Source organism: Lapidilactobacillus gannanensis (assembly GCF_003946675.1).
GTDB classification, from domain to species: domain Bacteria; phylum Bacillota; class Bacilli; order Lactobacillales; family Lactobacillaceae; genus Lapidilactobacillus; species Lapidilactobacillus gannanensis.
Window position 1 is genome coordinate 38219 of sequence record NZ_RHOT01000012.1, and the last position, 23364, is coordinate 61582.

Here is a 23364-nt window from a genome sequence, read left to right on the forward strand (position 1 = left end):
ACTAGCCGTGCAAAACTGCCCAAGCTTGCGCCACAACCTGTTTTATTTCCGCATCATAATTCTTGATGGTTGCCGCATCAGTAGTCGTCGTCAACTTAAAATACGCTAAAAATTCAATATTACCCGAACCACCAGTAATTGGTGAGAAATCAAGACCAGCCACTGAAAAGCCTTGGGTTTGTGCAAAATTCAAAATTTTTTCAAGGACAGCAATATGTACTTTAGCATCTCGAACAATGCCGTGCTTGCCCACATGTTCCCGACCTGCTTCAAATTGTGGTTTGATCAAGGCGACTAATCCACCACCAGGAATCAAAATTTTTGTCAACGGTGGCAAAATCAATTCTAGAGAAATAAAGGAGACATCAGTCACAGCAAATTCCGGCAAACCCTGCGTAAAATCTTCTGGCTTACTATAGCGGAAATTAACGCGTTCCATAACTGCTACCCGCGGATCTTCACGCAATTTCCAGGCTAATTGATTGTAGCCCACATCTAAGGCATAGACTAGCTTAGCGCCATTTTGCAATGAAACATCAGTGAAGCCACCAGTCGATGAACCAATATCCAACACGGTCTTATCTTGAACATCAATCTCAAACACTTGTAATGCTTTGGCTAATTTAAAGCCACCCCGCGAAACATAAGGATTGACTTGGCCCTTAACCCGTAAAGTCGTCGCAATTGGAATCTTCTCTCCAGGCTTATCTAAACGTTCTTCATGATCATTAACCACTTGACCGGCCATGACTGCGCGCTTAGCTTGCTCGCGCGAAGAAAAGAGACCTTGTTGCACTAGTAAAATATCAACACGTTCTTTTTTAATCATTTTATTTCTCCATCAAAGTACTGTAAAAATTGCGCTAGGTCGTGCCAATTTTCTGGTAAAGCCGTTAACGCAAGTTGAGCAGCTTGCACCTCTGCGGCTAAAGCTGCTTGTGCGCCTGCCACCCCTAATTGTGCTGGATAAGTATTTTTACCTGCTTCTTGATCCTTATGCACGGCTTTTCCCATTTTTTCGGCAGTGCTATGAATATCCTGTAAGTCATCAAAAATCTGAAACGCCACGCCAAAGTGGTGACCAAAATCAACTAAATGAGTGGTCATCTCTGGCGGTAACATTAAACGACAAGCTGCTAAACGCAAAGGAGCCGTTAACAATGCGCCGGTTTTTAAAGCATCAAGTTGCGCGACTTGATCCAGTGCAGTCAATGATTGGCCCGTTTGTTGAATATCAATGGCTTGACCAGCCACCATCCCCTGGGGGCCACTTGCTTGGGCCAGAATCGCGCATAATTGACCTGCTTGAGGCAGAGAAACTTGGCCCAACCACTGAAAGGCTAACGTCAATAAACCATCACCAGCTAGAATTGCCATTGCTTCGCCAAACTGCCGATGGTTAGTCAAGCGACCACGACGATAATCATCATTATCCATTGCCGGTAAATCATCATGAATCAATGAATATGTGTGAACCAATTCCAAACTGCCAGCAATTGCCAAATCAGTTTCTGGTACAATTGATTGTTTAGCAGCCACTGCGGCCAAATACAATAATGGTCGGATTCGTTTGCCACCAGCTAACAACGAATACGCCATACTTGCTTGCAACTGTGGTTGTTGATCAACTTTGGCAATTTCAGTTTGTAAATATTGATTTAACTTTTGCCGCCACATTGATGTTGAAAATGATGTTTCTTGAGCTGTCATGAACCTACCTCGATTTCCACTACCTTTATTTTAGCATTAGTCATATCGACAAAACCAGCTGCCCACAATCGTTAAAATTAATCCTGATCTTGATCCTCATGATTAGCATCAAGCAGACCAGTTTCGCCTTGTTCGTTAACAATTTGCGTTAAGGTATTTTCAGCATCAGTTAATGTTTTTTCCAGGGAACGTGATAATTTGATGCCGGTTTGAAATTTGGCTAGCGCCGTCTCTAGTGGCACATCACCTTGCTCCAATTCATTGACAATTGTCGTTAAGGCCGTTAAATTCTCTTCAAAAGTGGGTTGTTTCTCTTTACTTGTTGTCATCTGCTTGCTCCTTTTGTAAAACTTTTGCTTGAATAATCCCATCAGTTAAGTGAACTTCAAATTCTTGGTTCAACTGGAAATCAGCGAGCTGACGCAAAGGTTGGCCAGTTGGACTAGTCGTATAACTGTAACCACGATTCAAAGTTCTTAAGGGACTTAATTGATCTAAATTACCCATCTGTGTTTGCACTTGTTGTCGTCGTTGTTGCAAATCAGTTGCCATTGCGCGTAGCAATCGTTGCTGTAAATTACCAACCTGAACTTGATTTGTGGCAATTCTAGTCTGAGGATTCAAGCGACTAAGTCTTTGCTCAACCTGCTGTACTTGCTGTTGTTGCTGCTGCAAATAGGTTTGGCCAGCACGTAGAAAACGTTGTTGTAACAAATCTAGTTGCTGACTGTAGCCTTGATATAGCCGTTCAGGATGTTGAAACAGGAAACTATGCTGCTGTCGTTGCAATTGCTGTTGGGCTAATCGAATAAGCTTCTGAAAGCTTCGCTGTAAACGTACTCGATCTTGAGCAATTTCAGTTAATAATTCACTTAACTGTGGTGTGGCTAACTCAGCTGCCGCGGTTGGTGTAGCCGCCCGCACGTCGGCGACCAAATCAGCGATGGTTGTATCCGTTTCATGACCAACAGAAGAAATAATTGGAATAGGACTGCTGGCCATGGCTCGCGCGACACTTTCCTCATTAAATGGCCATAAGTCCTCTAAAGAACCGCCACCACGGCCAATAATAATCGTGTCAAAACCGCCTTGCTGATAAACTTGGTTAAGTCGTTGAACTAATGAATTAGCTGCCTGATCACCCTGAACCACTGCTGGAAATAAAACCAGCTGAACTTTGGGATCACGGCGTTGCGTGGTCGTAATAATATCACGAATAACGGCACCAGATTGACTCGTGATCACCGCAATCCGTTTTGGATATTTAGCTAAGGAACGTTTATTCTGTTGAAATAAACCTTCTGCTGCTAACTTCTGTTTTAACTGTTCATAAGCCTGATAAAGGGCACCTACCCCATCAGGTTCCATCCGTTCCACATAAATTTGATAACTACCACTTGCTTCATATAAGCCAATTCGCCCCACCAATTGCACTTTCATCCCAGTTTCGGGTACAAACTTTAACTTTTGGAAAGCTGACTTAAACATAATAGCGCTAATTTTAGCGTGATCATCCTTCAAAGAAAAGTATTGGTGACTGTTAGGACGAAGCCGAAAATTTGATAATTCTCCTGTTAAATAAACTCGCTGTAAGTAAGGGTCAAAATCAAATTTTCGTTTTAAATAAGTGGTTAGTTGGGTCACTGTTAAATAATCTTGCTCAGCCACGTTGCGCTCGTTTCTCAGCGAGATCGGTAGTTTGACTTAACAAAGCAGCGACCGTCATTGGGCCGACGCCACCTGGTACTGGGGTAATGTAGCCGGCAATTGGGGCAACGGCTGCGTAATCAACATCACCAATTAACTTGCCATTAACACGATTGGTCCCCACATCAACAATTATGGCCCCGGGCTTGATAAAATCAGCCGTCACATAGTTGGCTTGTCCTAAAGCAGCAATCACAATGTCCGCGTTTCGAGTTAACGTCGGTACTTGTTGAGAGTGTGAATGAACAATGGTTACTGTCGCATCAGCCGCCAATAAAAGTCCAGCAATTGGCCGTCCCACAATCAAACTGCGACCCAAGACCACTGCATTTTTACCAGCCACGTCGATTTGATAATGCTGCAATAATTTCATAATCCCAGCAGCGGTTGCTGGCACTAGTTCACCGCGTCCCGACCATAACTGACCCAAATTATAAGGGTGAAAACCATCCACATCTTTAGCTGGGGCAACTGCTAATAAAACCGCGGCTTCATCGATTTGAGCTGGTAATGGTAATTGGACTAAAATACCGTCAATCGTCAGATCATTATTCAACGCTGCAATCACCGCTAACAACTCGTCTTGTGTCGCTGTTTCAGGTAATCGCCGTATCACTGAATGAATGCCTACTTTCTCCGCCTGACGTGCCTTCATTCGAACGTAAAGTTCACTGGCGGGATCATGTCCGACTAACACCACTGCCAGACCTGGAATGATTTTGGCGTTCGAAGCTAGCTGGGCAACTCGTTGCTGAGTTTCATGTCGCCAAGTCCGCGCAGTAGTTTTACCGTCTAAAATAATTGCCAAATTAATTCCCCCTTTAATCAAAATACTCGTTTATATTTTACCGTGTTTAACAACTATTTCCTAGCACACTCATAAATTGATGATGTCAGTTAAAACAGCTGACCAGCAACTCAGTTTTGGCGAGCCTTTAATGCAAATAATCCTGTGATACTTTAACAGTTATCACAGGATTGCTTTTTAAACTATCAAATTTATAGTGACTAACAAAATTATTTCATTTAAACGCAATTATGATCGTGCTTGATACCAAAACTACTTAGTTGCAGCTGGCAAAAAACTAGCCAAGACACCATTGATAAATTTCTCAGCATTGGCATCACTGAATTCTTTAGCCAATTGAATCGCTTCGTTAATAGCAACTGCATTAGGAATTGTTGGTTGATTTTGAATTTCATCCAAACCAATCCGTAATAGGATCAAATCAGTCCGCGATAAACGCGCCAACGTCCATCCTTTTTTTAGTTTCGGCGTTAAAGCCTGATCAAGTTCCGTTTGTTTAGCGGACACCTCTGTTACTAACGTCTCCAAATAAACTTGATTAGGATCTGACTTATCAAGCACGACTGGTGTTTGATCATCATCTTGATGATTTTCTTGAATCGCTAAGACGATTTGCAATGCTCGCGGAATACTTAAGTCGGGATTACTGGCCAACATAAATAGCGCTTGAAAAGCAAGTTTACGTGTTTGATGACGATCTAACATTTTTTATTCTCCCGTAGGTTGATCGGCACTTTCTTTGCTGGCTGGCTCTTGGTTGATGGCATCAGCGAAAAAGGCACTTGGATCGACTTTTTCTTCTTTTTCCGGAATAATTCCTTCCACATGAACATTCACCTCAGCTAAATGAAGGTCAGTCATATAGAATAATTGTTCTTTTAAGGTTTGTTGCATCGCTAAGGCAACTTTTGGTACTGAAACACCGTAGTCTAAGTAAACATAAACGTCCGCAGCAACTTGATCACCATTTACGCTTAATTCCACACCACGGCCGTGATCTTGACGACCTAAAATAGTATTAATACTACTAACTAAGTTACCGCGCATTTCGTAAACGCCCTTCACTTGTTTAGCAGCAATACCTAAAATAATTTCTAGTACTTGCGGCGCGATTTGAATCGTGCCCTGTTGATCATCACGTTCAGCTAAAACAATATTCTTCTCGTCTGCCATTGTCTATTACCTCCTAGCTATTCGCTCTTGAGATATAACTACCATCAGTTGTATTGATTGTTAACACATCACCGGCATTAATGAAGAATGGTACCTGAACAACTAAGCCAGTTTCCATGGTTGCTGGTTTAGTACCGCCGGAAGAAGTATCGCCACGAATCCCAGGTTCAGTTTCAGTGACAGTCAAATCAACTGTGTTCGGTAAATCAACACCTAAAGTCTCAGCGCCGTGCATCATCACACCGACTTGCATATTCTCTTTCAGAAATTTCAGTTCATAAGTAATTTCTTCGCCAGGTAATTCTAATTGTTCGTAAGTTGACATATCCATGAAGACATAGTTATCACCGTCTGCATAAAGATATTGCATTTGCTTACTTTCAATTTGTGCTTTTTCAACTTTTTCAGTGGAACGGAACGTTTTCTCTTGAACAGCGCCAGTCCGTAAGTTCTTCAGCTTACTCCGAACGAAGGCACTTCCCTTACCAGGTTTAACATGTTGAAATTCGACAACACGCCACAGGCCACCATCAACTTGGATAGTTAAGCCGTTTTTAAATTCGTTAACTGAAATCATAAATTATGCCTCACTTATTTATTCAATACTCTTACTATATCAATCTAACCCCGGTCTTGGCAACAAAAATCAGTTATTTATTGCCAGAACTGCAGGAACTGATCCTGACTTTCTGCAAACAACTCATGCCAATAAGTCATTACTTTTAAAGGCTTAGATCACTAACAATTCGGCTTTAGGCGCTTGGGTGAGCACCTCGCAACCATTCGGCGTCACTAACAAATCGTCTTCAATTCTAACACCGCCGTGCCCTTCCAGATAAATACCTGGCTCATCTGTTACCACATTGCCACTAACAAGCGCTTGTCGGTTATATTTGCCCCAAGCACCTGGCCCTTCATGAATATCTAAACCAATGCCATGACCAGTACCATGGCCAAAGTTGGCACCATAACCAGCCTGATCGATCATCCCGTGAGCCAGCTGATTGATTTCACCACCAGTAACACCAGGCTTAGTTGCCTTGATCACCGCCCGATTAGTGTCTAATACTAACTGGTAGATATCTTGTAACTCTTGGTCAACTGTTCCAACCGCAATCGTCCGCGTAATATCAGAGGTATAACCTTGATAATAACAGCCAAAATCAAATGTGACTAATTCATGATTAGCAATTTTTTTATCACTGGCAATGCCATGAGGCCAAGCTGATCGTACACCTGAAGCAACAATTGTCGCAAAAGATGAAGCACTCGCACCTTGGTTACGCATAAAATATTCCATTTCGGCAGCTACTGCTAATTCAGTTTGCCCAACTTGAACAAATTCAAGCAAATGTGCAAAGCAAGCATCGGTAATTGCAATCGCCTGTTTTAGTAAGGCAATTTCATGGGCGTCTTTAATTTCACGAAGCTGGGCAACCATCTCTGTTGTTGGTTGCAAGTTTGTTCTTCCCAATTGCTGCTTCAATTGTAGAAATTCACTATAACTCAATTGATCAGCTTCAAATCCCAATGTTGTGATGCTAGTTTTTGCTAATAAGGTTGCCACACTGGCAAAAATCCCCTTAGTTTGCAGCACTAATTTAAATTCTGTCACTTGCTGCTTAGCCTGAGCCACATAGCGGGAGTCCGTAATTAAAGCAGCCTGATCAGCCGTCACTAATAAGGCGCTCTCATCCCCAGTAAAATGACTTAAGTAGGTCACATTTTTTTCATTGGTAATTAATAAGGCAGGTAGTTGCGCAACTGCCATTTTTTCTCGTAATCTTTGTAGTCTTGACATGATGGTCACCTCAAAAAATATTCTCTCACTTTGTCCTTAAATTGGCTAATTTATGTCAATTATTTTGTGATAAATCTTTTTCGGCCACAAAAAAAGCTCGGGAAACCCGAGCTTAAACAATTTCTTAGTTTTCAGCAGCTACTGCTACGACAGAAACTTGTTTACGATCTTTACCAAGACGTTCGAACTTAACAACGCCGTCAGTTAAAGCGAATAAAGTATCATCGCCACCGCGACCAACGTTTGTACCTGGATGAACCTTAGTACCACGTTGCCGATAAAGAATTGAACCAGCTGTAACAGTTTGACCGTCAGCCCGTTTTGAGCCTAAACGACGACCAGCAGAGTTACGACCGTTAGCACTGGAACCGCCACCTTTATGGTGAGAGAAGAATTGTAAATTATGCATTTCCATTACGATGCACCTCCGTCTGTTAATTAAGCGTTGATAGCGTCAATGACAACCTTAGTATATGGTTGACGATGACCCTTCTTTTGATGTTGATGTTTCTTTGGTTTGTACTTGTAAGTAACAACTTTCTTTTCGCGACCTTGTTTTTCAACAGTACCAACAACACTAGCACCGTCAACTACTGGAGCGCCGATTTTAGTTTCACCTTCGCCACCGATTAACAAGACCTCTTCAAAAGTTACTTGCTTGCCAGCTTCAACGTCGAGTTTTTCAACGAAGACAGCTTGACCTGCTTCAACCTTATATTGTTTACCACCAGTTTTAATAATTGCGTACATCCTGTGCACCTCCTATTTCTTAGACTCGCCAAAAGAGGCAAGATTATCTTTTAAACCTCTGATTGTGCGGTTGCAGCTGTGGTGACACAATTACAACTCATACATTCTACCAAAAATACCCGGGTGTTGCAATAGTTAGTTAGGAATTAAAAATGCAACTGTGTTTTGAATAATAACCTTGTATCGTGACCGAAGTCTCCGACTGAGTTTCGAGCAGTTGAGATGAAATATGACAAAGAGAAATTTGCTTAAGTCGCTCCCTAGTTGAGTAACGTCCGGGGTCCCGCGATTGAACAATGCGAGATACAATTTTACTAGGACTTCCCCAATTAGGGGTTGGTGGGCTGGGCGATTAAGAGGGCGTGGAACATGGTGGGCGTTGGTTTGTAATTGGCTTAGATCAATGCCGGCCGCGTTCCACTACCAGCAAGCCCGTAATGGCGTCAGAACCAATTCTGTCTCAACAGCAATCCATTCTTTGAACTTTTTTGTGATAATCAACTTAGACATAACTCGAAAATATTACAAACCTAAATCGTCTTTTTCTGCCGAATAATACCAAACTTTTTTATGATGCAGTTTAGCATAGGCAATCTCCTTCTTAGTACTCTCGCCGACATAGCCATTAACATCCACCATAAAAATGCCGACAGCTAAATCGATTTTTTTAAGATGCAACTGGCCAAACAACTGTGCCTCTGTGGCGGTGATTTCCCGGTTATCAATCAGGATTGGACTTAAAACAACTATTCCTAGTCTACTTAAATGCCACTCAAGCTGTCGAAATGTGTTCGCAAATTTTCTTGAGCCACAAAGTGTTACAACTTCAGAATAATTCTCCATGTTGCACACCTCCGTCAAATATTTTCTAAATAAACAAAAAAGCCTACTATCTTAGGCTTTTTATCAGTATAATATAAACTGTAACTTATCAATGACGCAGGTGAGACTCGAACCCACGACCTACGGTTTAGAAGACCGTTGCTCTATCCTGCTGAGCTACTGCGCCATAACAATTAGTAATTATAAGCAACTGTTAACCTGGTTGTCAATCACACAAGGAGGAAAATTATGAAATATAATCAATTTGCTGCAACAATTCCTAGTGCTAAAGACCAAATTCTCGAATTGCAAAAGATTCGGATCTATCCAACTGATTTGGCGCAGTATCCGTTTGCTGAATTGGTGGATCACGTCTTTCGACAGTTTTTTCCTGAATTTCGTTCACCAACAACTCAAAATGAACACTTGGCCAATATCTTAGTTGCGCCTGATAAAAGCTTAGCAACAGCTTTATCTGAAGCAGCCAATCAAGTTGATCAGCTTCATTTCTACAATGCAGCTTTACAATTATTAGGTTTCTTTGCCGGTGAAGATTTCGACTTACGGGCACCATTAACAACAATGATGGCACTAAATCTACCAATTGTTGCTGAAAAGCAGTTAGATTTCACTCAGTTCACGCTGGCCGTTTATCAACTAATGAATACCCGTAGTAAGAATGGCCTAACTTTCCTCGATAACTTGGCTAGTCGCGGTTACTACCAATTTAATTTAAATGCTGCCGAGCGCGAAAAGCCAGTAATTTTCAATGGTAAAGTTCAAGCTACTTATGATTTCAACAATGTGATTCGGGAAATCGTCTATGTTGAATCTGATTTAGATACTGATAATGATGGTCAACGTGATCTATTGGCTGCAACAATTATTCGACCCAAATTAAGCCAAGATTTTCTCAAAGTACCAGTACTTTATACCGCTAATCCTTACTTTTTAGGGACAACGGACACGGCAATGAATCCAGTTGACTTACCACTAACTAAGAAGCCAATTGGCAACGCGCGGAAAGATGGCGTTGCTTTTGATCAATTTGTTAGTTTTAAAACCGAACGTCCTACGGCTGAACAACTAGCTGATCCCTTCAGCCAAAATGAAAGTACCGTCCAAGCAACAACGGTCAGTTCAGTGGTACTTAACGATTTCTTCCTTGCCCGTGGTTTTGCATCTGTTTACGCCGCTGGTATTGGCAGTCGTGGTTCTGATGGGATCGGCACTTGTGGTTCTCCTGAAGAAACCGACTCAGTCACCGCTATTATCGAATGGCTACATGGGGATCGGCGTGCTTATACAGATCATTCCCGCCAACAAGAAATCAAGGCCACTTGGTGCAACGGCCGAGTCGCAATGACGGGTAAGTCTTATTTAGGCACTTTAGCAATCGCTGCTGCAGCTACTGGGGTTGCTGGTTTAGAGACAGTTATTTCTGAGGCGGCTATTTCTAGCTGGTATGATTATTATCGTGAACATGGCTTAGTTGTTGCTCCAGAAACTTTCCAAGGCGAAGATGCCGATGTTTTAACCAATGAATGCTTCAGTCGTCAAAAGGATGCTGGTAGCTACGCTCAAGTTCATGATTTCTATCAGAAAAAACTCGCTCAAATGAAACAGGCTCAAGATCGTGTCACTGGTAGTTATAATCACTTCTGGGATGTCAGAAATTATCGAAATGATCTTGATCAAGTGAACTGTCCCATCGTCAGTGTTCATGGTTTGAATGACTGGAACGTTAAGCCAAAGAATGTCTACAAACTAAATCAAGCCCTGCATCAACTTGGGAAAACTCATAAAGTTATTTTGCACCAAGGACAACATATCTACATCAACAACTTCCCTAGCTTAGATTTCTATGATTTGATCAATCTTTGGCTGACCAATAAGTTGCTGGGCATCAATAATCACGCTGAAGAAATTTTCCCTGATTATTTGATTCAAAGTAACGTGGATCAATACAACTGGACAACACCAGCCACTTGGCCTAATGGGCATGAACAAACTCAGGCTTTAACAGATAAGTTTGCGACAACAACTAATCAAACCAGCTTTACTGATAATGGCACCGCTGCATTTAAACAAAGTGGTTTAGGCGATCTCGCCTGGGAACAAGCTTTTATAAATCAGGATTCGCGCTTTACTAACAATCAAATCGTTCTCAAAACGGCCGTCCTTAAGCAAGCACAATTATTAAGTGGCCGTCCCGTCGTCCACCTTCGCTTAAAAAACAATGCTGACTATGGTTTAGTCAGTGCAATGCTAGTTGATTATGGCATTAGCCATCGTTTAACAACTCGGCCACAAACAGTGGCTTTCGAAGCGCGGCAATTTGGCAAACAGGCGCCGCTAGAAACGACGCTGGAATTTGCAATTAATCCAATCACCACGCCGGCAAAATTGATTTGTAAGGGGCACTTAAACTTACAAAATCCTCACCATAATTATCAAAATGAGGCCTGGTCAGCCAACGAATTTCAAGATATTGATTTAAAATTACAACCCACATATTTCCACTTGGCACCAGGTCATCAATTAGGCTTGATCATTTATGCAACCGACATGAGCATGACTCTGCGGGGACAAAATGAGTTACAATATACCGTCGACTTAGCAAATTCATCGTTAAGTTTGTACCAGAAGTAAAACTTCTAAGGCGCTGACGTCTTAATTCAATGTTGGGCTGACAATGTGCCTTCTGAAGTTGCATTCGCCCACCACACCATTAGCAATACTTGAATAATAGTATTAAAATAGTCTGCTTAGCATTTTCCGGTTTTATCCAGAAAAATGTTAAGCAGACTATTAATTTACAATAAACTGATTGTTCACATAGCAATGCGCAGCAATCACTCAGCCAATATAAATTCAAGTGATTAGCGTCAATCAGCAAATCTAGCAGAAAAATCGAACAATTAATACAACATCATATATTGCTTACGCTCCCAACCAGAAACTGTTTGACGGTATGCAGACCATTCTTGACGCTTTGATTCCATAAAGCTTTGATATAAATGAGGTCCTAAAGCAGCCTTAACGACCTCATCAGCTTCCAACGCTTTCAAAGCATTGTGTAAAGTTGATGGTAAATCTTCAATTTGTGCCGCACGGCGCTGTTCAGGTGTCAAATCATAAATATTACAGTTGACTGGCGCTACTGGGGTTGCTTTTGCAGCCAACCCTGCTAGACCGGCTCCTAAAATAGAAGCAATTGCTAAATATGGATTAGCGCTGGGATCAACACTACGTAATTCTAAACGGGTTGCTAAACCGCGGGCTTGCGGCACCCGAATCAGTGGTGAACGATTATGACCAGACCAAGCAATATAGACTGGTGCTTCAAATCCTGGTACTAACCGCTTATACGAATTCACAATTGGATTATTGATTGCGGTTAAAGCGCGGGCATGATCCATAATACCAGCTAAGAAATGTTCAGCCGTACTTGATAACTGCTCATTACCATTGGCATCATAAAAAGCATTACCAGCTGCATTGCTTAGTGACATATTAATATGCATCCCCGAACCAGCAATATTTGCCAGTGGTTTGGGCATAAAAGTAGCATGAAGATCGTACTTTCGGGCAATTGTTTTAACAACTAATTTGAAAGTTTGAATATTATCGGCAGCTTCCAAAGCATCAGCGTATTTAAAATCAATCTCATGCTGACCAGCGCCAACCTCATGATGACTGGCCTCAACTTCAAAACCAAGCTTCTCCAACTCTAAAACAATATCACGCCGACAATTCTCACCTAAATCAACTGGTGCAAAATCAAAATAGCCACCATCATCATTTAAATCAAGGGTCGGTTGTTTATTTTCATCCAGTTTAAATAAGAAAAATTCTGGCTCTGGCCCAATATTAAAACGACTAAAGCCAGCCGCTTGCATTTCGCGCATCATCCGCCGAAGATTATTACGAGGATCGCCAATAAAGGGCTCACCATCAGGCGTGTGAATATCGCAAATTAGCCGAGCAACCTTGCCATGTTCAGCTTCCCAAGGAAAAATCAAAAACGTGGATAGGTCCGGAATCAACAGCATATCACTTTCTTCAATCCGCACAAAACCATCAATTGAGGAACCGTCAAACATCACTTTGTTGGCCAGTACCTTATCAATTTGACTAATTGGCACTTCCACATTTTTAATGATGCCATTAATATCTGTGAACATTAAACGCAAAAATTGAACGTTTTCTTCAGCAGTAATTTGCTTGATCTCTGCTGCAGTCAAATTCTTTTTTACCATGTTGTCCCTCTTTTTCTGTGGGCCGCGCGACCTACTAACAGATTTATCAATCGGTCAATTAAGCTATACCAATTTTAAAAAATAACTAGTGAAGTTGTGTCAACTCACGAATTTTTATTGATTTTTTTAACAAAAATAATCATACCAATTGTTGTAGTCACATGCAACAATTATGATGAATTTAATCTATTTTTTTAACCAAGTCGCCAGATCAGTCGTCATTCGACGCAACTCTGATTCCGGTTGCGTTAGAATGTCATACCAGCGCGTAGGTAATTGGTGCCGGAAATAGGTTAATTGCCGTTTAGCATAATGCCGTGAATCCACCTGAATTTGCTGAGTAACTTCGCTCAAAGTTCGGTCGCCAGCAAAATAAGGATAAAATTCGCGGTAACCAATACCTTTGGCAGCCTGATCCGAGGCTGGTACTTGTTCACTAAGCCATTTTGCTTCAGCAGGCAACCCCGCGGTCATCATTTGCAAGACCCGCTGATTAATTCGTTGATACAATAAGGGACGCGGACAGTTAAGTCCCAAAATAAAAGCATCATATTGTGGTTCAGCTTGAGCCTGTTGTGAGAATAATTGGCCACTTTCGTCGATAACCGTTAAGGCGCGCATAATTCGTCGTGGATTGTTTAATGGGATTTTGGCTGCCGCCACGGGATCTTGCCTTGCCAAATCCTGCCATAAGGCTGCCGCGCCTACTTGATCCAGCTTAGTTTGCCATTTTTCCCGCAAAACCAGTTGGCGGTCTTGACTAGAATCATTTTCGGCAACATCACCACCACCTAAGGCCAGATTTTCTAACAATCCCCGCAAATAAAATCCGGTCCCACCGGCAATGATTGGCAAGTGACCTCGAGCCGTAATCTCAGTAATCAATTGTTGCGCCGCCTGCTGGAATTGGTAAGCGGAGTAACTTTGATCAACATTACGAATATCAATTAAATAGTGTGGCACTAACTGGCGCGTGGTTTGATCAACTTTAGCTGTACCAATATCTAGCTGGCGATAAATTTGTAAAGCATCGCCAGAAATGATTTCACCATGATATTTTTGTGCGAGTTGAACACTTAGGTCGCTTTTACCAACCGCAGTTGGTCCAACAATCGCCAGAACTTTAGGTTTCATGACAAACTCCTTTTGAATGATGAAATATTCGGGATTTTTCCAGAACAAATAAGTACTTTGACTTGTTCTTCCCTAATAAATAAGTAATAATAGAGGGATAGAAAGCTGAATAGCAAGGAGGGTTTTCATTATGACAAAACATTTCATTAAGGGCTTCATTTTAGGCAGCTTAACCGCACTAGGTGCAATCGCTGGTTCCGTTTTTGCCTTCAAAAAGACAGTCATTGAACCACAAGAAGAATACGACAATAAGATTGAAGAAAATCGGCGTCGTGCTAACCGCAAAAGTCACGCTGCCCATCAAGGTTAAATCATTACTAATTTGCTAAAAAAGAAAGAGGTCGTTGACAAAAGTCAGCCACCTCTTTTTTTAGTTGTGAAAGTCGGTGTTTTTTTGGCATAGCTTAACTTTAATTATTCACTTGAGCTGGTGCAACTAGATCGAGTGAATAATTAAGTTAGGCCTAGCCATTTACCGACTTGAACACGATTTGAGTAAGTTGTGAGCGGCAACCGCCGATCATGCTAATGATGAAATTGTGTCTAGTCATTTACCACTGCGAACACAATTAACAAAACATCTTGTCTTCAATTAATCCGCAAATTAATACTTCTTTTCAACTTTTTTCTTCTTACCTTCCCAGCTGCTATAACCATCTTTTAACCATTTAACATCGGTAAAACCGGCCTTTTTTAAGTGAATCGCAATCCGAATTGAAATGTTCTGGCCAGTTTCATACAGATAAACTGGTAAGTCTTTTCGTAGTTCATTTTGCCAACTCTTGTACTGGGTATAAGGCATGTTCCGCGCGCCTAAGATATGACCGGCATTGAAGTCTTTCTTATCGCGTAAATCGATTAACTGCGCTTTCCGCATGGTTTGTTCAAAGGTCTCATTATCAATGGCACCGCCAAGCATCCGGCCTCGTAATTTGTAATAGCCCCAGTTACCAACCATATATAACAGAATCGCAATTAAAATAATATTAATAATATTCCAACCACTGATTGCTAACAACATGATGTTCACCCTAATCCTTTGTGTTTTCTAAAACTAACGAAGCTGCACCCACAACCCCGGCAACATTGCCTAAAGTTGCTAAGCGTAATTTCGTATTGTCACGCACATTAGGGAAAGTAAATTCAGCAAAATACTTCTGAACGCGAGTTAATAAGAAATCACCAGCTGCACTAACGCCACCGCCAATGACAATATAACTTGGGTTCAAAGTATTGCCAATATTAGCTAAAGCTAAACCTAAGAAGTAAGTAATCCGATCAACCACTAATAAGGCTAACGTATCATTTGTCTTGGCGTAGTCAAAGACAATTTTAGCAGAGATTTCATCGCCATCGTCAAGATGACGTTTCAATTCAGAATCACCAGCATATTCTTCAGCCATATCTCGAGCCACACGAACAATCCCAGTTGCTGAAGCAATTGTCTCTAAGCAACCACGCTTACCACAAGTACATAGATAACCCTTAGGATCGACAGTAATATGACCAACTTCACCAGCTGAACCAGAAACACCATGTAATAATGAACCGTTAGCGATGATGCCACCACCAATACCAGTTCCTAATGTAATGAAGGCAACATCATCTTGATTATCGCCAGCACCCTTCCAACGTTCGCCTAAAGCAGCCACGTTAGCATCATTATCGATAAAGAAAGGAATGCCCGTTGCTTTCTCAATTTCACGTTTCGGATAAACAAGGTTCTTCCAGTTCAAATTATAAGCACCAATAACTGTCCCATTAACGCGATCAACACTACCAGGTGACCCCATGCCAATCCCAGCAAATTGGTCAGTCGTCATTGCATATAATTTCAAATGATGATTGATTGAATCGATAATATCAGGGATGATGTGACTACCTTCGTCAAGAATATTTGTTTCTTCACTCCAGCGTTGTTGAATTTCACCATCTATGGTCATAATGGCAAATTTAATTGACGTGCCACCTAAGTCAACGCCAACCAATTTTTTATTTTCCATCGTGATTAATCTCCTTCTCCATTGTTTTCCATCCGTTTTAATTCTGCTTCATGCTCATGACGCAAAACAATTTTAGCGCGGGCATAGAGATGGTCACTGATCAGATTTGCTTGATGCAATTTCTGCAATTCAGCACTGGTCATTTCAATATCCCATAACCGTTTACCCAAATAAACGTAAATCCCAAAGCGTTTTAGTAATTGCTCAATATCATAATAATTATGAAGTTCAGGTTCAAAATCAGACATTATAAGCGTACCATTCCTAACCGATATAGGAAAGCACAAATTAGCAAGTAAGCCACAATGGCACAAATCTGTAACAATCGTCCTGAACGCTCCCGTTGTCCGGGAAGTGCCAAGCCAATAATCAGCAGAAAGCCACCGATCAAACCGCCAAGATGGCCCCAAATATCTATCCCACTTGCAAATAAATCAAAGATAAAATTAAAGACAGCTAAAGCTGCAAATTGACGACCAGTTTGGCGCAGATAGAAATTATCTTTAAAAACAACTCCTAAGGCCATATAAACGCCAAATAAACCAAATAAGGCCGTACTAGCACCTGCTGCCAAGCCATTGGTGGCACCAAAAGCAAAGCTCGTTAAGTTACCACTAATCGCACTTAAGAAATAAATGACAGCGTAACGCCAATGACCGATCATTTGTTCCACAGAACCACCGATGTAATATAAAGTGGCCATATTAACCACAATATGCATCAGGCCAATGTGAATGAACACTGGCGTAAGCAAACGCCACCACTGACCAGCGATAATCAAAGGTGTAAACTTCGCACCAAACTCGACTAGAACTTGACTGGACTCACTGCCACCAGCAATCACTTCGCCTAGATAAACGAGGATCGTGACGATGACCAGTAGTTCAGTGACCCAACTGCGTCGTTGGATTCGTTGCATCATTCGACTCATTTAGGTATCACCACCAAATCAACTTGTTGATCGAATTGACTCACTTGCCAAACTGGTACGGTCACAGTCATGGCATTTAATGCTAAAACAACGGTTGGTTGTTGGTACTGGGCCAAGAATCGATCATAGTAGCCACCACCAAAACCAACACGCCAGCGATCAGTAGAATAAACTAACCCCGGAACAATTAGCAAATCAACCTGGTCTAATTGAGGACGATCAGGTAACGGTTCCGGAATACCAAAATCTGATTTACTCAGCTGATCGGCCGCCTGATACTGGAAAAAGTGCATTTCGTGTGTTGCCGGATAAGTTCGTGGTAAATACACTTGTTTCTGATCACGCCATGCCTGTTCAATAATTGGTTGCGTTGCTACTTCAATCGGTGAACTTACCGTTATCCCAATTGAAGCGGCCTGTTGGTAAAGCGGTAACTGCCAAAGTTGCTGATAAAGTGAAGCTTCTTCTTGACGTTTGACCAATGCTGGCAATTGCCGCAATTTGGCTATCTGTTGTTGGCGTAATTCTTTTTTCTTCATAGTCTTCACTCCTCGCCAAGAAATGCTGGAAATGACAACAGTGTTTATATAAAAAACGACTGATTAAGCAAAAGAAAAAGCCGGACACAAAACAATAAATGTTCTGCCCAGCCATGAATTTAAATCAAACAAACCAAGCTAGTAAATCTCTTGCAAGTCTGCCAAGGGTTCGACTTACGTTTGCTCAATCGCTTATTTCGTTCAGTTTAACTATTTTGTTTCCCGATGTAAGGTAACTTTGTGATCACGAGGGCAATACTTCTTTAATTCCAAGCGATCGGGATTGTTACGCTTGTTTTTATTTGATAAGTAAGTCCGTTCATGACATTCTGTACATTCTAAAGTAATGTTGACACGCATGTGATAACCCTCCATTCTGGTTAATCTACGTTATTCACGACTTTATCAAGTATAGCAGAAAGTCATCGATTCCGCTAGACTTTTTCGTGAAAAATCTGACTGGCTAATTATCGCCTTCAAGTTTGAAATAATCTTCGACCATCATTTTAGCCAAAGTCGTATTATAACCACCTTCATTATTAACATCTAAGTTAGGGAAGACGATGGCAATCGCTAATTTAGGATTATCTGACGGCGCATAACCAACAAAACTTAAAGTAGTGGTTTCTGGCGGATTAGTATTATTAGGATCATCAGGATTATAGTAGAACGATTGGGCAGTCCCAGTTTTGGCTGACATTGATGGTTTAACATCTTTCAAAGTGTGGGCGGTCCCCCAAGCCTGCGTCCCATGAACAACGTTGTACATTCCTTGTTTAACGACCGCTAATTGATCATTCGTGAAGCCAACTCGATTTAGTGTTACTGGCTGCTTCTGGTAAATTACAGCATCTTTTTCACCAGAATTGCTGGTCTTCTGAATTGAGTTAACCAAATATGGCTGCATCCGATAGCCACCGTTGGCAATTGTGGAAATATACTGGCCCATCTGCATTAAGGTATACCCGTCGTAGTTACCGTAACTCAAGTCAAGGGCACTACCAACTTTTAATTGGTTATATTCATTTAAGGTTGAACCAATGTAACCATCAACCTCACCCGGCAGATCAATACCTGTCTTATAGCCTAAACCAAATTGCTGGAAATAATTACGTTCTGTTTGGAAAATATTATCATCCATTTTGATTGAAGTGTGAGGACTATAAGCTGCCTTACCTTCTAACATTGCTAAACGCATCATATAAATGTTAGAAGAAACTTCCAATGCCGTTACGGCATTCATGCTACTAAAAGTACCCACAGGATAAACAGATTTCTTAACCGGCGTTGATGGCAAATAAATGGCATCATCAGACAAAGTGTTATTAGTTGGGGTAATCACACCATTCATCATCGCACCCAACACAGTTGCGCCTTTGACTGAAGACCCCATTACAAAAGTACGATTGATCACCCCAAGGGCATCATCAGTCATTTTGTTCGTTTGCGGATTATTCTTAATGCCAGCCATGGCATAAATTGCCCCAGTGCTAGGGTTCATCGCAATGGCGTAAGCCCCGTCAGAATACTTGGTCACACCAGCAGTCTTGGCGGAATTATAAACGGTCTGTAGATCAGCCTCAACTTTGGCCTGATAAGCTGAGTCAATCGTCAGATTAAGGTTGCTCCCCTTAGTCCCAGAATACTCAGTTAACGTGTTCAAAATTTGATTACTGCTACTAACTTCAACTTGAGTTTGCGATTTGGTGCCACGTAAAATCGATTCATATTGTTTCTCTAAATAACTATTCCCCACCCGATCATTACGAGAATAACCAGTTGTTAACATCTGATTCAAACTATCTTCTGGCAGTCCCTGTTGCTCGGTGGTGACGTTACCCAAAATACTACTAATAGAATCACCGTTAGGATAATTACGCGTCCAATTATTGCCCACCGCAACTCCTGGTAACTCTGATAAATGTTCCCCAATTTCAGCGACTTCATCAGCAGTGACATTGTTATCTTTCAAATAGACTGTTGATAACTGATAAGCTGAAGCCATTTTGGTATAAATCGTCGCTACTTGCTGTTCGGCATCACTTAAGGATAAATCAACATTCTTGATAACATAAGCATTGGCATAGTGGTATCGTTTGCTTTCTGATAAACTATTACCTGTACTATCATAAAGTTGTGACTTTGGTAGTTTTTTGATAATCGCGCCGTAATTATCAGCATCAGCCAAATAAAAATCAGCTAAATCTGACTTTTGTAGTTTAGTCACGTCAACCTTTAAATATTTAGTTAATTTTTTGGCGGTTGCTAGCATTTCACTACTTTTAACGTTGATACTCTTAGTATAAGTAATCGCGTTCTCGGCTTGGTTACCTACCAAAATCCGCCCTTTGGCATCATAAATCACCCCGCGGGGGACATTGCCAGATACAACGGTCTTATCAGTTCGCTCAACTTCAGATTCGAATTTGTCACCAAAGACAATTTGCAAATAACCTAATTGGGCGACTAAAATAGCCAATAAAAGAAAAGCAATAAAAAATAGTAAATTCAGGCGAAACCTGAGTGATGATGTTTTTCCCTTAGTTTTACGTTGACGACGCATCATAGATGTGCGTCCCCCTTTCTGTCATACTAGCTCATTCTAGCAAAAAAACTGATAACTGACAAAATTTCCCAGGAAACTTTTGAGTTTTTTATACTTTCACTGCTATTTTCTACCTGCTTGACCAACATCACCTGCCGTTTGTGACGCGACTAGTTGACCGTTCGAATAATTGTTTCTTAAGGAGTAACGCATGATTAAAAAAAGAATTACCGCCAAACCGATCTCGGAAAAATGGTTCTATGGTTTAAGTTTCGCGATTCCGCTATTAGCCGTCTTCATTTATTTTGCACTAGCCCACAGTTTCCCTTTTGGAAATAGTTCTCTGTTAACAACTGATTTAGGCCAAGAGTATATTGATTTCTATCAATATTACCGCCGAGTACTTTTAGGCCATCCCGATCAATTTTTTTACTCATTCAGTAGTAGTCTTGGCGGCCCAATGTTGGGCACTTGGGCGTATTACTTACTTAGCCCACTAAACTTGATTTTATTACTTACCCCGGGAAAATGGCTAACCGTTGGCGTCTGGTTAATGACAGCAATTAAATTAGGACTCACTGGTTGGACGATGTTTTATTTTCTTGATCATCGCCCGCAGCACGCATATTTACACCATGAATGGCAGTTGGCCTTGAGTCTAGCTTATGCGCTGTGTGGGTATACCACTGCTTACCAGCTTAATATTATGTGGCTTGATGGCGTCATTCTATTGCCGCTTATTATGCTTGGTCTTGAATATTTAGTCAATCGGGGCAAATACTGGACCTATCTCTGGACGTTGTCATTAGCAATTTTGACCAACTATTATATTGGTTACATGCTTTGTCTCTTTAGTGTCTTATATTTCAGCTACCTGATGATTAGCAACTGGTCTGCTAATAAGCGAGGCACCATCATTGCTCGTTTTAGTTTAAGTTCACTATTGGCCGGCAGTTTAAACGTTTGGTTATTATTGCCCAATCTATTAGAACTGCGCGCGAGTAAAGCCACCTATAACGCCAGTAAAATGATTTGGCGGTTTCAATATAATCCGCTGAAATTAATTCCTAAATTAATGTTAGGTAGTTATAGTTTTGATCAAATGTCTTCCGGCCAAGCTAATATTTTTACTGGCACAATCGTGCTGTTTCTGGCCTTATTGTTCTTCCTCCTGCGCGCCATTCCAGGACGGCAAAAACTGGCTGCCGGTGGGATAACTTTGTTTCTGCTCTTGTCGTTTTGTTTAGAGCCATTGGACTTATTATGGCATGGCGGACAATTTCCAGTTTGGTATCCTTCACGTTTCAGCTTTATCTTCAGTGCTTGGTTAATTATTTTAGCCAGCTCAGCTTTGGCCCATCGTCAGAACCTGCGACTATGGCAAGTTGGCGTTTTAGGGGGCTTCATGGTTGCCTGGTTAGGCTATTTATTCTTTAATCAAAATCAAATCGACTATTTAAAGCCAATCAATTTAGCCTTTACTTGTTTCTTTGCCATTGTGTCGTTCTTTTTGATTATGTTCTATTTTAGTGCCCCACCTCGCAATTTGCTGCGGTTTGCCTTGGCCATCGTCCTAATTAGTGAGTTGCTAATTAACTACCAAGCTTCCCTGCAACAGATTTCCTACACGCGTCAATCAGAATATTGGAGTTATACTGGCTTACTCAATAATGCTTTAAAAGAGGTCAATCCTAAACGATTGCAAACGCAACGTTTAGAGAAGACTTTCAATCGGACTAACGACGATCCCTTCCAATTTGGCTATGCTGGTGGTCAAACCTTTAATTCGATGCTTGATCCGATTATTGGTAAATTCTATGATCAAATTGGCCAAGCGGCCGGTGATAATTTTGTTAATTATAAATATGGCACTCAAATTACCGACAGTTTATTAGGTTATCAGACTTGGTTGACAACCAATCCAGCCATCAATCAAGAATTGCCAGAGTTGCCTGATTTAAGTGCCGGCTTAACCACGACTTCTTTCCGACCTGATGTCGCTAGTTATGAGTTAGTCAAAAACACTGGTGCGGTGTCTATTTATCAAAATACTAATGCTTTAAACTATGTATTTGCAGCCAATCAAGCAATCACGAAAACATCACTATTAGACAATCAGCCAGTTACCAATCAAGAACGAATTCTGGCTGGACTAACTGGCACCAATTCTTACCAACCCCTGTATTCATTAGTTAACTTTGACCAAGTTAAATTAACGAATCTGACTCGGGACACACCCACTCCCGCTGCTGTTTATACGCGTAAAATGAATGAACTTCCAGGCAGTGTGACTTTTACATTTACACCAACAACAAATAATTCTTACTATTTAAGTCTCGGTAGTGTCGTTAATAGCGACCAGATCAGTCTAACTGTTAATGACGAGAATGTCCCGATTAATGAAAATTTCCGCGCCGCAATTTTACTTAATGTTGCCCGCCGAGAAATTGGCAAAAAAATTAATATCACGATTTCATTGAAAAAAAATCAAGTTTATTTGCAAAATATCAATCTTTACCAGCTTGATCAAACCACAGTCAATCAACGCTTCAAGCAGCTTAAATCTGGTAATGCTAAACTAACAACCGTGAAAGGCGATCAACTGGCCGGTACAATCAAGCTAAACAAAAACCAATTACTGATGACCACCATTCCTGCCAATACTGGTTGGCAGCTTTACGTTGACGGGCAAAAACAACCGACCCAAAAAGTTCTGAAAACTTTTCTGGGCGTCAAATTAAGTACCGGTAAGCATCAATTCGAATTCAAATTTCAACCAGTTGGTTGGCTAACTGGTTGGATCATAACACTGGTTAGTGCGCTCATTATTGCTGCGCTCTGGCTAAAAGAACAAGCCACTTCCCAGCAGGGATTAACATTTAAATGGCGCCAACGCCTTAAAAAATAATGACAACTAGTTAATTGCGCAATCATGAAAAAATAGTTCTGCCGTATCTCGAACTAGATTGACAGGATTTACAGCATCGTGCAACCAGCTGCAATCAAGAACATGGCCTGTTAAATTCAACCAGGGTCGCCTTAACAATATAAAGTCAGAAATGTGTTCTCAAAAGGCAATCGGTTCCGCTTAACGCAAAAATGCCGAGCAATTCTGCACTATGCCCTGTCAAGTTGACAGATGAAATAATATAAAATTGAATTTGTCTCTAAACGGCTTC

The 23364-nt window shown here is 41.2% G+C and carries 24 protein-coding genes, 1 tRNA gene and 1 other annotated feature; of the genes, 3 read left to right on the plus strand and 22 right to left on the minus strand.

Annotated elements, in window-relative coordinates:
* Position 1 precedes the first annotated feature (1 nt).
* The 13 genes from EKM81_RS04820 to EKM81_RS04880 all read right to left on the minus strand — a co-directional run bounded on the left by EKM81_RS04820 (position 2) and on the right by EKM81_RS04880 (position 8958).
* The gene (locus EKM81_RS04820; protein ID WP_191987263.1) at positions 2 to 829 is read right to left on the minus strand and encodes a TlyA family RNA methyltransferase; all 828 of its coding nucleotides are present in this window, start codon (positions 827 to 829) and stop codon (positions 2 to 4) included.
* On the minus strand, positions 826 to 1710 hold the full coding sequence (locus EKM81_RS04825; RefSeq protein ID WP_225420180.1) for a polyprenyl synthetase family protein: 885 nt from the start codon (positions 1708 to 1710) through the stop codon (positions 826 to 828). The genes EKM81_RS04820 and EKM81_RS04825 overlap by 4 nt, the downstream gene beginning before the upstream one ends.
* 77 nt (positions 1711 to 1787) lie before the next feature.
* A complete protein-coding gene (locus EKM81_RS04830; RefSeq protein ID WP_125649166.1) occupies positions 1788 to 2039 on the minus strand; it encodes an exodeoxyribonuclease VII small subunit in 252 nt (83 codons plus the stop codon).
* A complete protein-coding gene (gene xseA, locus EKM81_RS04835; protein ID WP_125649169.1) occupies positions 2026 to 3378 on the minus strand; it encodes an exodeoxyribonuclease VII large subunit in 1353 nt (450 codons plus the stop codon). Before xseA ends, EKM81_RS04830 begins: the two co-directional genes overlap by 14 nt.
* A complete protein-coding gene (gene folD / locus EKM81_RS04840; RefSeq protein ID WP_125649172.1) occupies positions 3371 to 4225 on the minus strand; it encodes a bifunctional methylenetetrahydrofolate dehydrogenase/methenyltetrahydrofolate cyclohydrolase FolD in 855 nt (284 codons plus the stop codon). The genes xseA and folD overlap by 8 nt, the downstream gene beginning before the upstream one ends.
* Positions 4226 to 4477: 252 nt before the next feature.
* On the minus strand, positions 4478 to 4930 hold the full coding sequence (gene nusB / locus EKM81_RS04845) for a transcription antitermination factor NusB (protein ID WP_125649175.1): 453 nt from the start codon (positions 4928 to 4930) through the stop codon (positions 4478 to 4480).
* 3 nt (positions 4931 to 4933) lie between these two features.
* A complete protein-coding gene (locus tag EKM81_RS04850; RefSeq protein WP_125649178.1) occupies positions 4934 to 5398 on the minus strand; it encodes an Asp23/Gls24 family envelope stress response protein in 465 nt (154 codons plus the stop codon).
* A 13-nt stretch (positions 5399 to 5411) separates the two neighbouring features.
* Positions 5412 to 5975, minus strand: a complete 564-nt coding sequence (gene efp, locus EKM81_RS04855; protein ID WP_125649180.1) for an elongation factor P — start codon at positions 5973 to 5975, stop codon at positions 5412 to 5414.
* 153 nt (positions 5976 to 6128) lie between these two features.
* Positions 6129 to 7199: a M24 family metallopeptidase gene (locus EKM81_RS04860; protein ID WP_125649184.1), complete on the minus strand. Its 1071-nt coding sequence runs from the start codon at positions 7197 to 7199 to the stop codon at positions 6129 to 6131.
* Positions 7200 to 7323: 124 nt separating this feature from the next.
* On the minus strand, positions 7324 to 7614 hold the full coding sequence (rpmA, locus tag EKM81_RS04865; protein ID WP_125649187.1) for a 50S ribosomal protein L27: 291 nt from the start codon (positions 7612 to 7614) through the stop codon (positions 7324 to 7326).
* A 23-nt stretch (positions 7615 to 7637) separates the two neighbouring features.
* Positions 7638 to 7949 (minus strand): 50S ribosomal protein L21, encoded by a 312-nt coding sequence (gene rplU / locus EKM81_RS04870; protein ID WP_125649190.1) that lies wholly within the window; start codon positions 7947 to 7949, stop codon positions 7638 to 7640.
* Positions 7950 to 7960: 11 nt separating this feature from the next.
* Positions 7961 to 8031, minus strand: a sequence feature (ribosomal protein L21 leader region).
* A 440-nt stretch (positions 8032 to 8471) separates the two neighbouring features.
* On the minus strand, positions 8472 to 8792 hold the full coding sequence (locus EKM81_RS04875; RefSeq protein ID WP_125649193.1) for a hypothetical protein: 321 nt from the start codon (positions 8790 to 8792) through the stop codon (positions 8472 to 8474).
* 92 nt (positions 8793 to 8884) lie between these two features.
* Positions 8885 to 8958, minus strand: a tRNA-Arg gene (locus EKM81_RS04880).
* A gap of 62 nt (positions 8959 to 9020) precedes the next feature.
* Between EKM81_RS04880 and EKM81_RS04885 the strand changes: the two genes are divergently transcribed.
* The gene (locus EKM81_RS04885) at positions 9021 to 11423 is read left to right on the plus strand and encodes a Xaa-Pro dipeptidyl-peptidase (RefSeq protein ID WP_125649196.1); all 2403 of its coding nucleotides are present in this window, start codon (positions 9021 to 9023) and stop codon (positions 11421 to 11423) included.
* Positions 11424 to 11692: 269 nt separating this feature from the next.
* On the opposite strand, the gene glnA is transcribed toward EKM81_RS04885, so the two are convergent.
* Positions 11693 to 13033, minus strand: coding sequence for a type I glutamate--ammonia ligase (gene glnA, locus EKM81_RS04890; RefSeq protein ID WP_125649199.1), 1341 nt, complete (start codon positions 13031 to 13033; stop codon positions 11693 to 11695).
* Between the two features lie 186 nt (positions 13034 to 13219).
* Positions 13220 to 14167, minus strand: a complete 948-nt coding sequence (gene miaA / locus EKM81_RS04895; protein WP_125649202.1) for a tRNA (adenosine(37)-N6)-dimethylallyltransferase MiaA — start codon at positions 14165 to 14167, stop codon at positions 13220 to 13222.
* A 130-nt stretch (positions 14168 to 14297) separates the two neighbouring features.
* Here miaA and EKM81_RS04900 point away from each other — a divergent pair, with 130 nt between their 5' ends.
* On the plus strand, positions 14298 to 14477 hold the full coding sequence (locus tag EKM81_RS04900) for a DUF3042 family protein (RefSeq protein ID WP_125649205.1): 180 nt from the start codon (positions 14298 to 14300) through the stop codon (positions 14475 to 14477).
* Between the two features lie 294 nt (positions 14478 to 14771).
* On the opposite strand, the gene EKM81_RS04905 is transcribed toward EKM81_RS04900, so the two are convergent.
* The 7 genes from EKM81_RS04905 to EKM81_RS04935 all read right to left on the minus strand — a co-directional run bounded on the left by EKM81_RS04905 (position 14772) and on the right by EKM81_RS04935 (position 20203).
* Positions 14772 to 15188, minus strand: a complete 417-nt coding sequence (locus EKM81_RS04905; RefSeq protein WP_125649208.1) for a rhodanese-like domain-containing protein — start codon at positions 15186 to 15188, stop codon at positions 14772 to 14774.
* 10 nt (positions 15189 to 15198) lie between these two features.
* Positions 15199 to 16170 (minus strand): ROK family glucokinase, encoded by a 972-nt coding sequence (locus EKM81_RS04910; protein WP_125649212.1) that lies wholly within the window; start codon positions 16168 to 16170, stop codon positions 15199 to 15201.
* 5 nt (positions 16171 to 16175) lie between these two features.
* Positions 16176 to 16418, minus strand: coding sequence for a YqgQ family protein (locus EKM81_RS04915; RefSeq protein WP_125649215.1), 243 nt, complete (start codon positions 16416 to 16418; stop codon positions 16176 to 16178).
* A complete protein-coding gene (locus tag EKM81_RS04920; protein ID WP_125649217.1) occupies positions 16418 to 17101 on the minus strand; it encodes a rhomboid family intramembrane serine protease in 684 nt (227 codons plus the stop codon). The genes EKM81_RS04915 and EKM81_RS04920 overlap by 1 nt, the downstream gene beginning before the upstream one ends.
* Positions 17098 to 17640, minus strand: a complete 543-nt coding sequence (locus EKM81_RS04925) for a 5-formyltetrahydrofolate cyclo-ligase (protein ID WP_125649220.1) — start codon at positions 17638 to 17640, stop codon at positions 17098 to 17100. Before EKM81_RS04925 ends, EKM81_RS04920 begins: the two co-directional genes overlap by 4 nt.
* A gap of 210 nt (positions 17641 to 17850) precedes the next feature.
* Positions 17851 to 18000, minus strand: coding sequence for a 50S ribosomal protein L33 (rpmG, locus tag EKM81_RS04930; protein ID WP_125601090.1), 150 nt, complete (start codon positions 17998 to 18000; stop codon positions 17851 to 17853).
* Between the two features lie 103 nt (positions 18001 to 18103).
* Positions 18104 to 20203: a peptidoglycan D,D-transpeptidase FtsI family protein gene (locus tag EKM81_RS04935; RefSeq protein WP_379880990.1), complete on the minus strand. Its 2100-nt coding sequence runs from the start codon at positions 20201 to 20203 to the stop codon at positions 18104 to 18106.
* A 193-nt stretch (positions 20204 to 20396) separates the two neighbouring features.
* On the opposite strand from EKM81_RS04935, the gene EKM81_RS04940 reads away from it, so the two are divergent.
* Positions 20397 to 23093: a YfhO family protein gene (locus tag EKM81_RS04940; protein ID WP_125649226.1), complete on the plus strand. Its 2697-nt coding sequence runs from the start codon at positions 20397 to 20399 to the stop codon at positions 23091 to 23093.
* The last annotated feature ends 271 nt before the right edge of the window (positions 23094 to 23364 follow it).

Bases quoted from the DNA above. Each gene is read 5' to 3' on its own strand.
- EKM81_RS04820 (WP_191987263.1), bottom strand. From the start codon at position 829: ATGATTAAAAAAGAACGTGTTGATATTTTACTAGTGCAACAAGGTCTC.
- EKM81_RS04825 (WP_225420180.1), bottom strand. From the start codon at position 1,710: ATGACAGCTCAAGAAACATCATTTTCAACATCAATGTGGCGGCAAAAG.
- EKM81_RS04830 (WP_125649166.1), bottom strand. From the start codon at position 2,039: ATGACAACAAGTAAAGAGAAACAACCCACTTTTGAAGAGAATTTAACG.
- nusB (WP_125649175.1), bottom strand. From the start codon at position 4,930: ATGTTAGATCGTCATCAAACACGTAAACTTGCTTTTCAAGCGCTATTT.
- EKM81_RS04850 (WP_125649178.1), bottom strand. From the start codon at position 5,398: ATGGCAGACGAGAAGAATATTGTTTTAGCTGAACGTGATGATCAACAG.
- efp (WP_125649180.1), bottom strand. From the start codon at position 5,975: ATGATTTCAGTTAACGAATTTAAAAACGGCTTAACTATCCAAGTTGAT.
- EKM81_RS04860 (WP_125649184.1), bottom strand. From the start codon at position 7,199: ATGTCAAGACTACAAAGATTACGAGAAAAAATGGCAGTTGCGCAACTA.
- rpmA (WP_125649187.1), bottom strand. From the start codon at position 7,614: ATGGAAATGCATAATTTACAATTCTTCTCTCACCATAAAGGTGGCGGT.
- rplU (WP_125649190.1), bottom strand. From the start codon at position 7,949: ATGTACGCAATTATTAAAACTGGTGGTAAACAATATAAGGTTGAAGCA.
- EKM81_RS04875 (WP_125649193.1), bottom strand. From the start codon at position 8,792: ATGGAGAATTATTCTGAAGTTGTAACACTTTGTGGCTCAAGAAAATTT.
- EKM81_RS04885 (WP_125649196.1), top strand. From the start codon at position 9,021: ATGAAATATAATCAATTTGCTGCAACAATTCCTAGTGCTAAAGACCAA.
- glnA (WP_125649199.1), bottom strand. From the start codon at position 13,033: ATGGTAAAAAAGAATTTGACTGCAGCAGAGATCAAGCAAATTACTGCT.
- miaA (WP_125649202.1), bottom strand. From the start codon at position 14,167: ATGAAACCTAAAGTTCTGGCGATTGTTGGACCAACTGCGGTTGGTAAA.
- EKM81_RS04900 (WP_125649205.1), top strand. From the start codon at position 14,298: ATGACAAAACATTTCATTAAGGGCTTCATTTTAGGCAGCTTAACCGCA.
- EKM81_RS04905 (WP_125649208.1), bottom strand. From the start codon at position 15,188: ATGTTGTTAGCAATCAGTGGTTGGAATATTATTAATATTATTTTAATT.
- EKM81_RS04910 (WP_125649212.1), bottom strand. From the start codon at position 16,170: ATGGAAAATAAAAAATTGGTTGGCGTTGACTTAGGTGGCACGTCAATT.
- EKM81_RS04915 (WP_125649215.1), bottom strand. From the start codon at position 16,418: ATGTCTGATTTTGAACCTGAACTTCATAATTATTATGATATTGAGCAA.
- EKM81_RS04920 (WP_125649217.1), bottom strand. From the start codon at position 17,101: ATGAGTCGAATGATGCAACGAATCCAACGACGCAGTTGGGTCACTGAA.
- EKM81_RS04925 (WP_125649220.1), bottom strand. From the start codon at position 17,640: ATGAAGAAAAAAGAATTACGCCAACAACAGATAGCCAAATTGCGGCAA.
- rpmG (WP_125601090.1), bottom strand. From the start codon at position 18,000: ATGCGTGTCAACATTACTTTAGAATGTACAGAATGTCATGAACGGACT.
- EKM81_RS04935 (WP_379880990.1), bottom strand. From the start codon at position 20,203: ATGCGTCGTCAACGTAAAACTAAGGGAAAAACATCATCACTCAGGTTT.
- EKM81_RS04940 (WP_125649226.1), top strand. From the start codon at position 20,397: ATGATTAAAAAAAGAATTACCGCCAAACCGATCTCGGAAAAATGGTTC.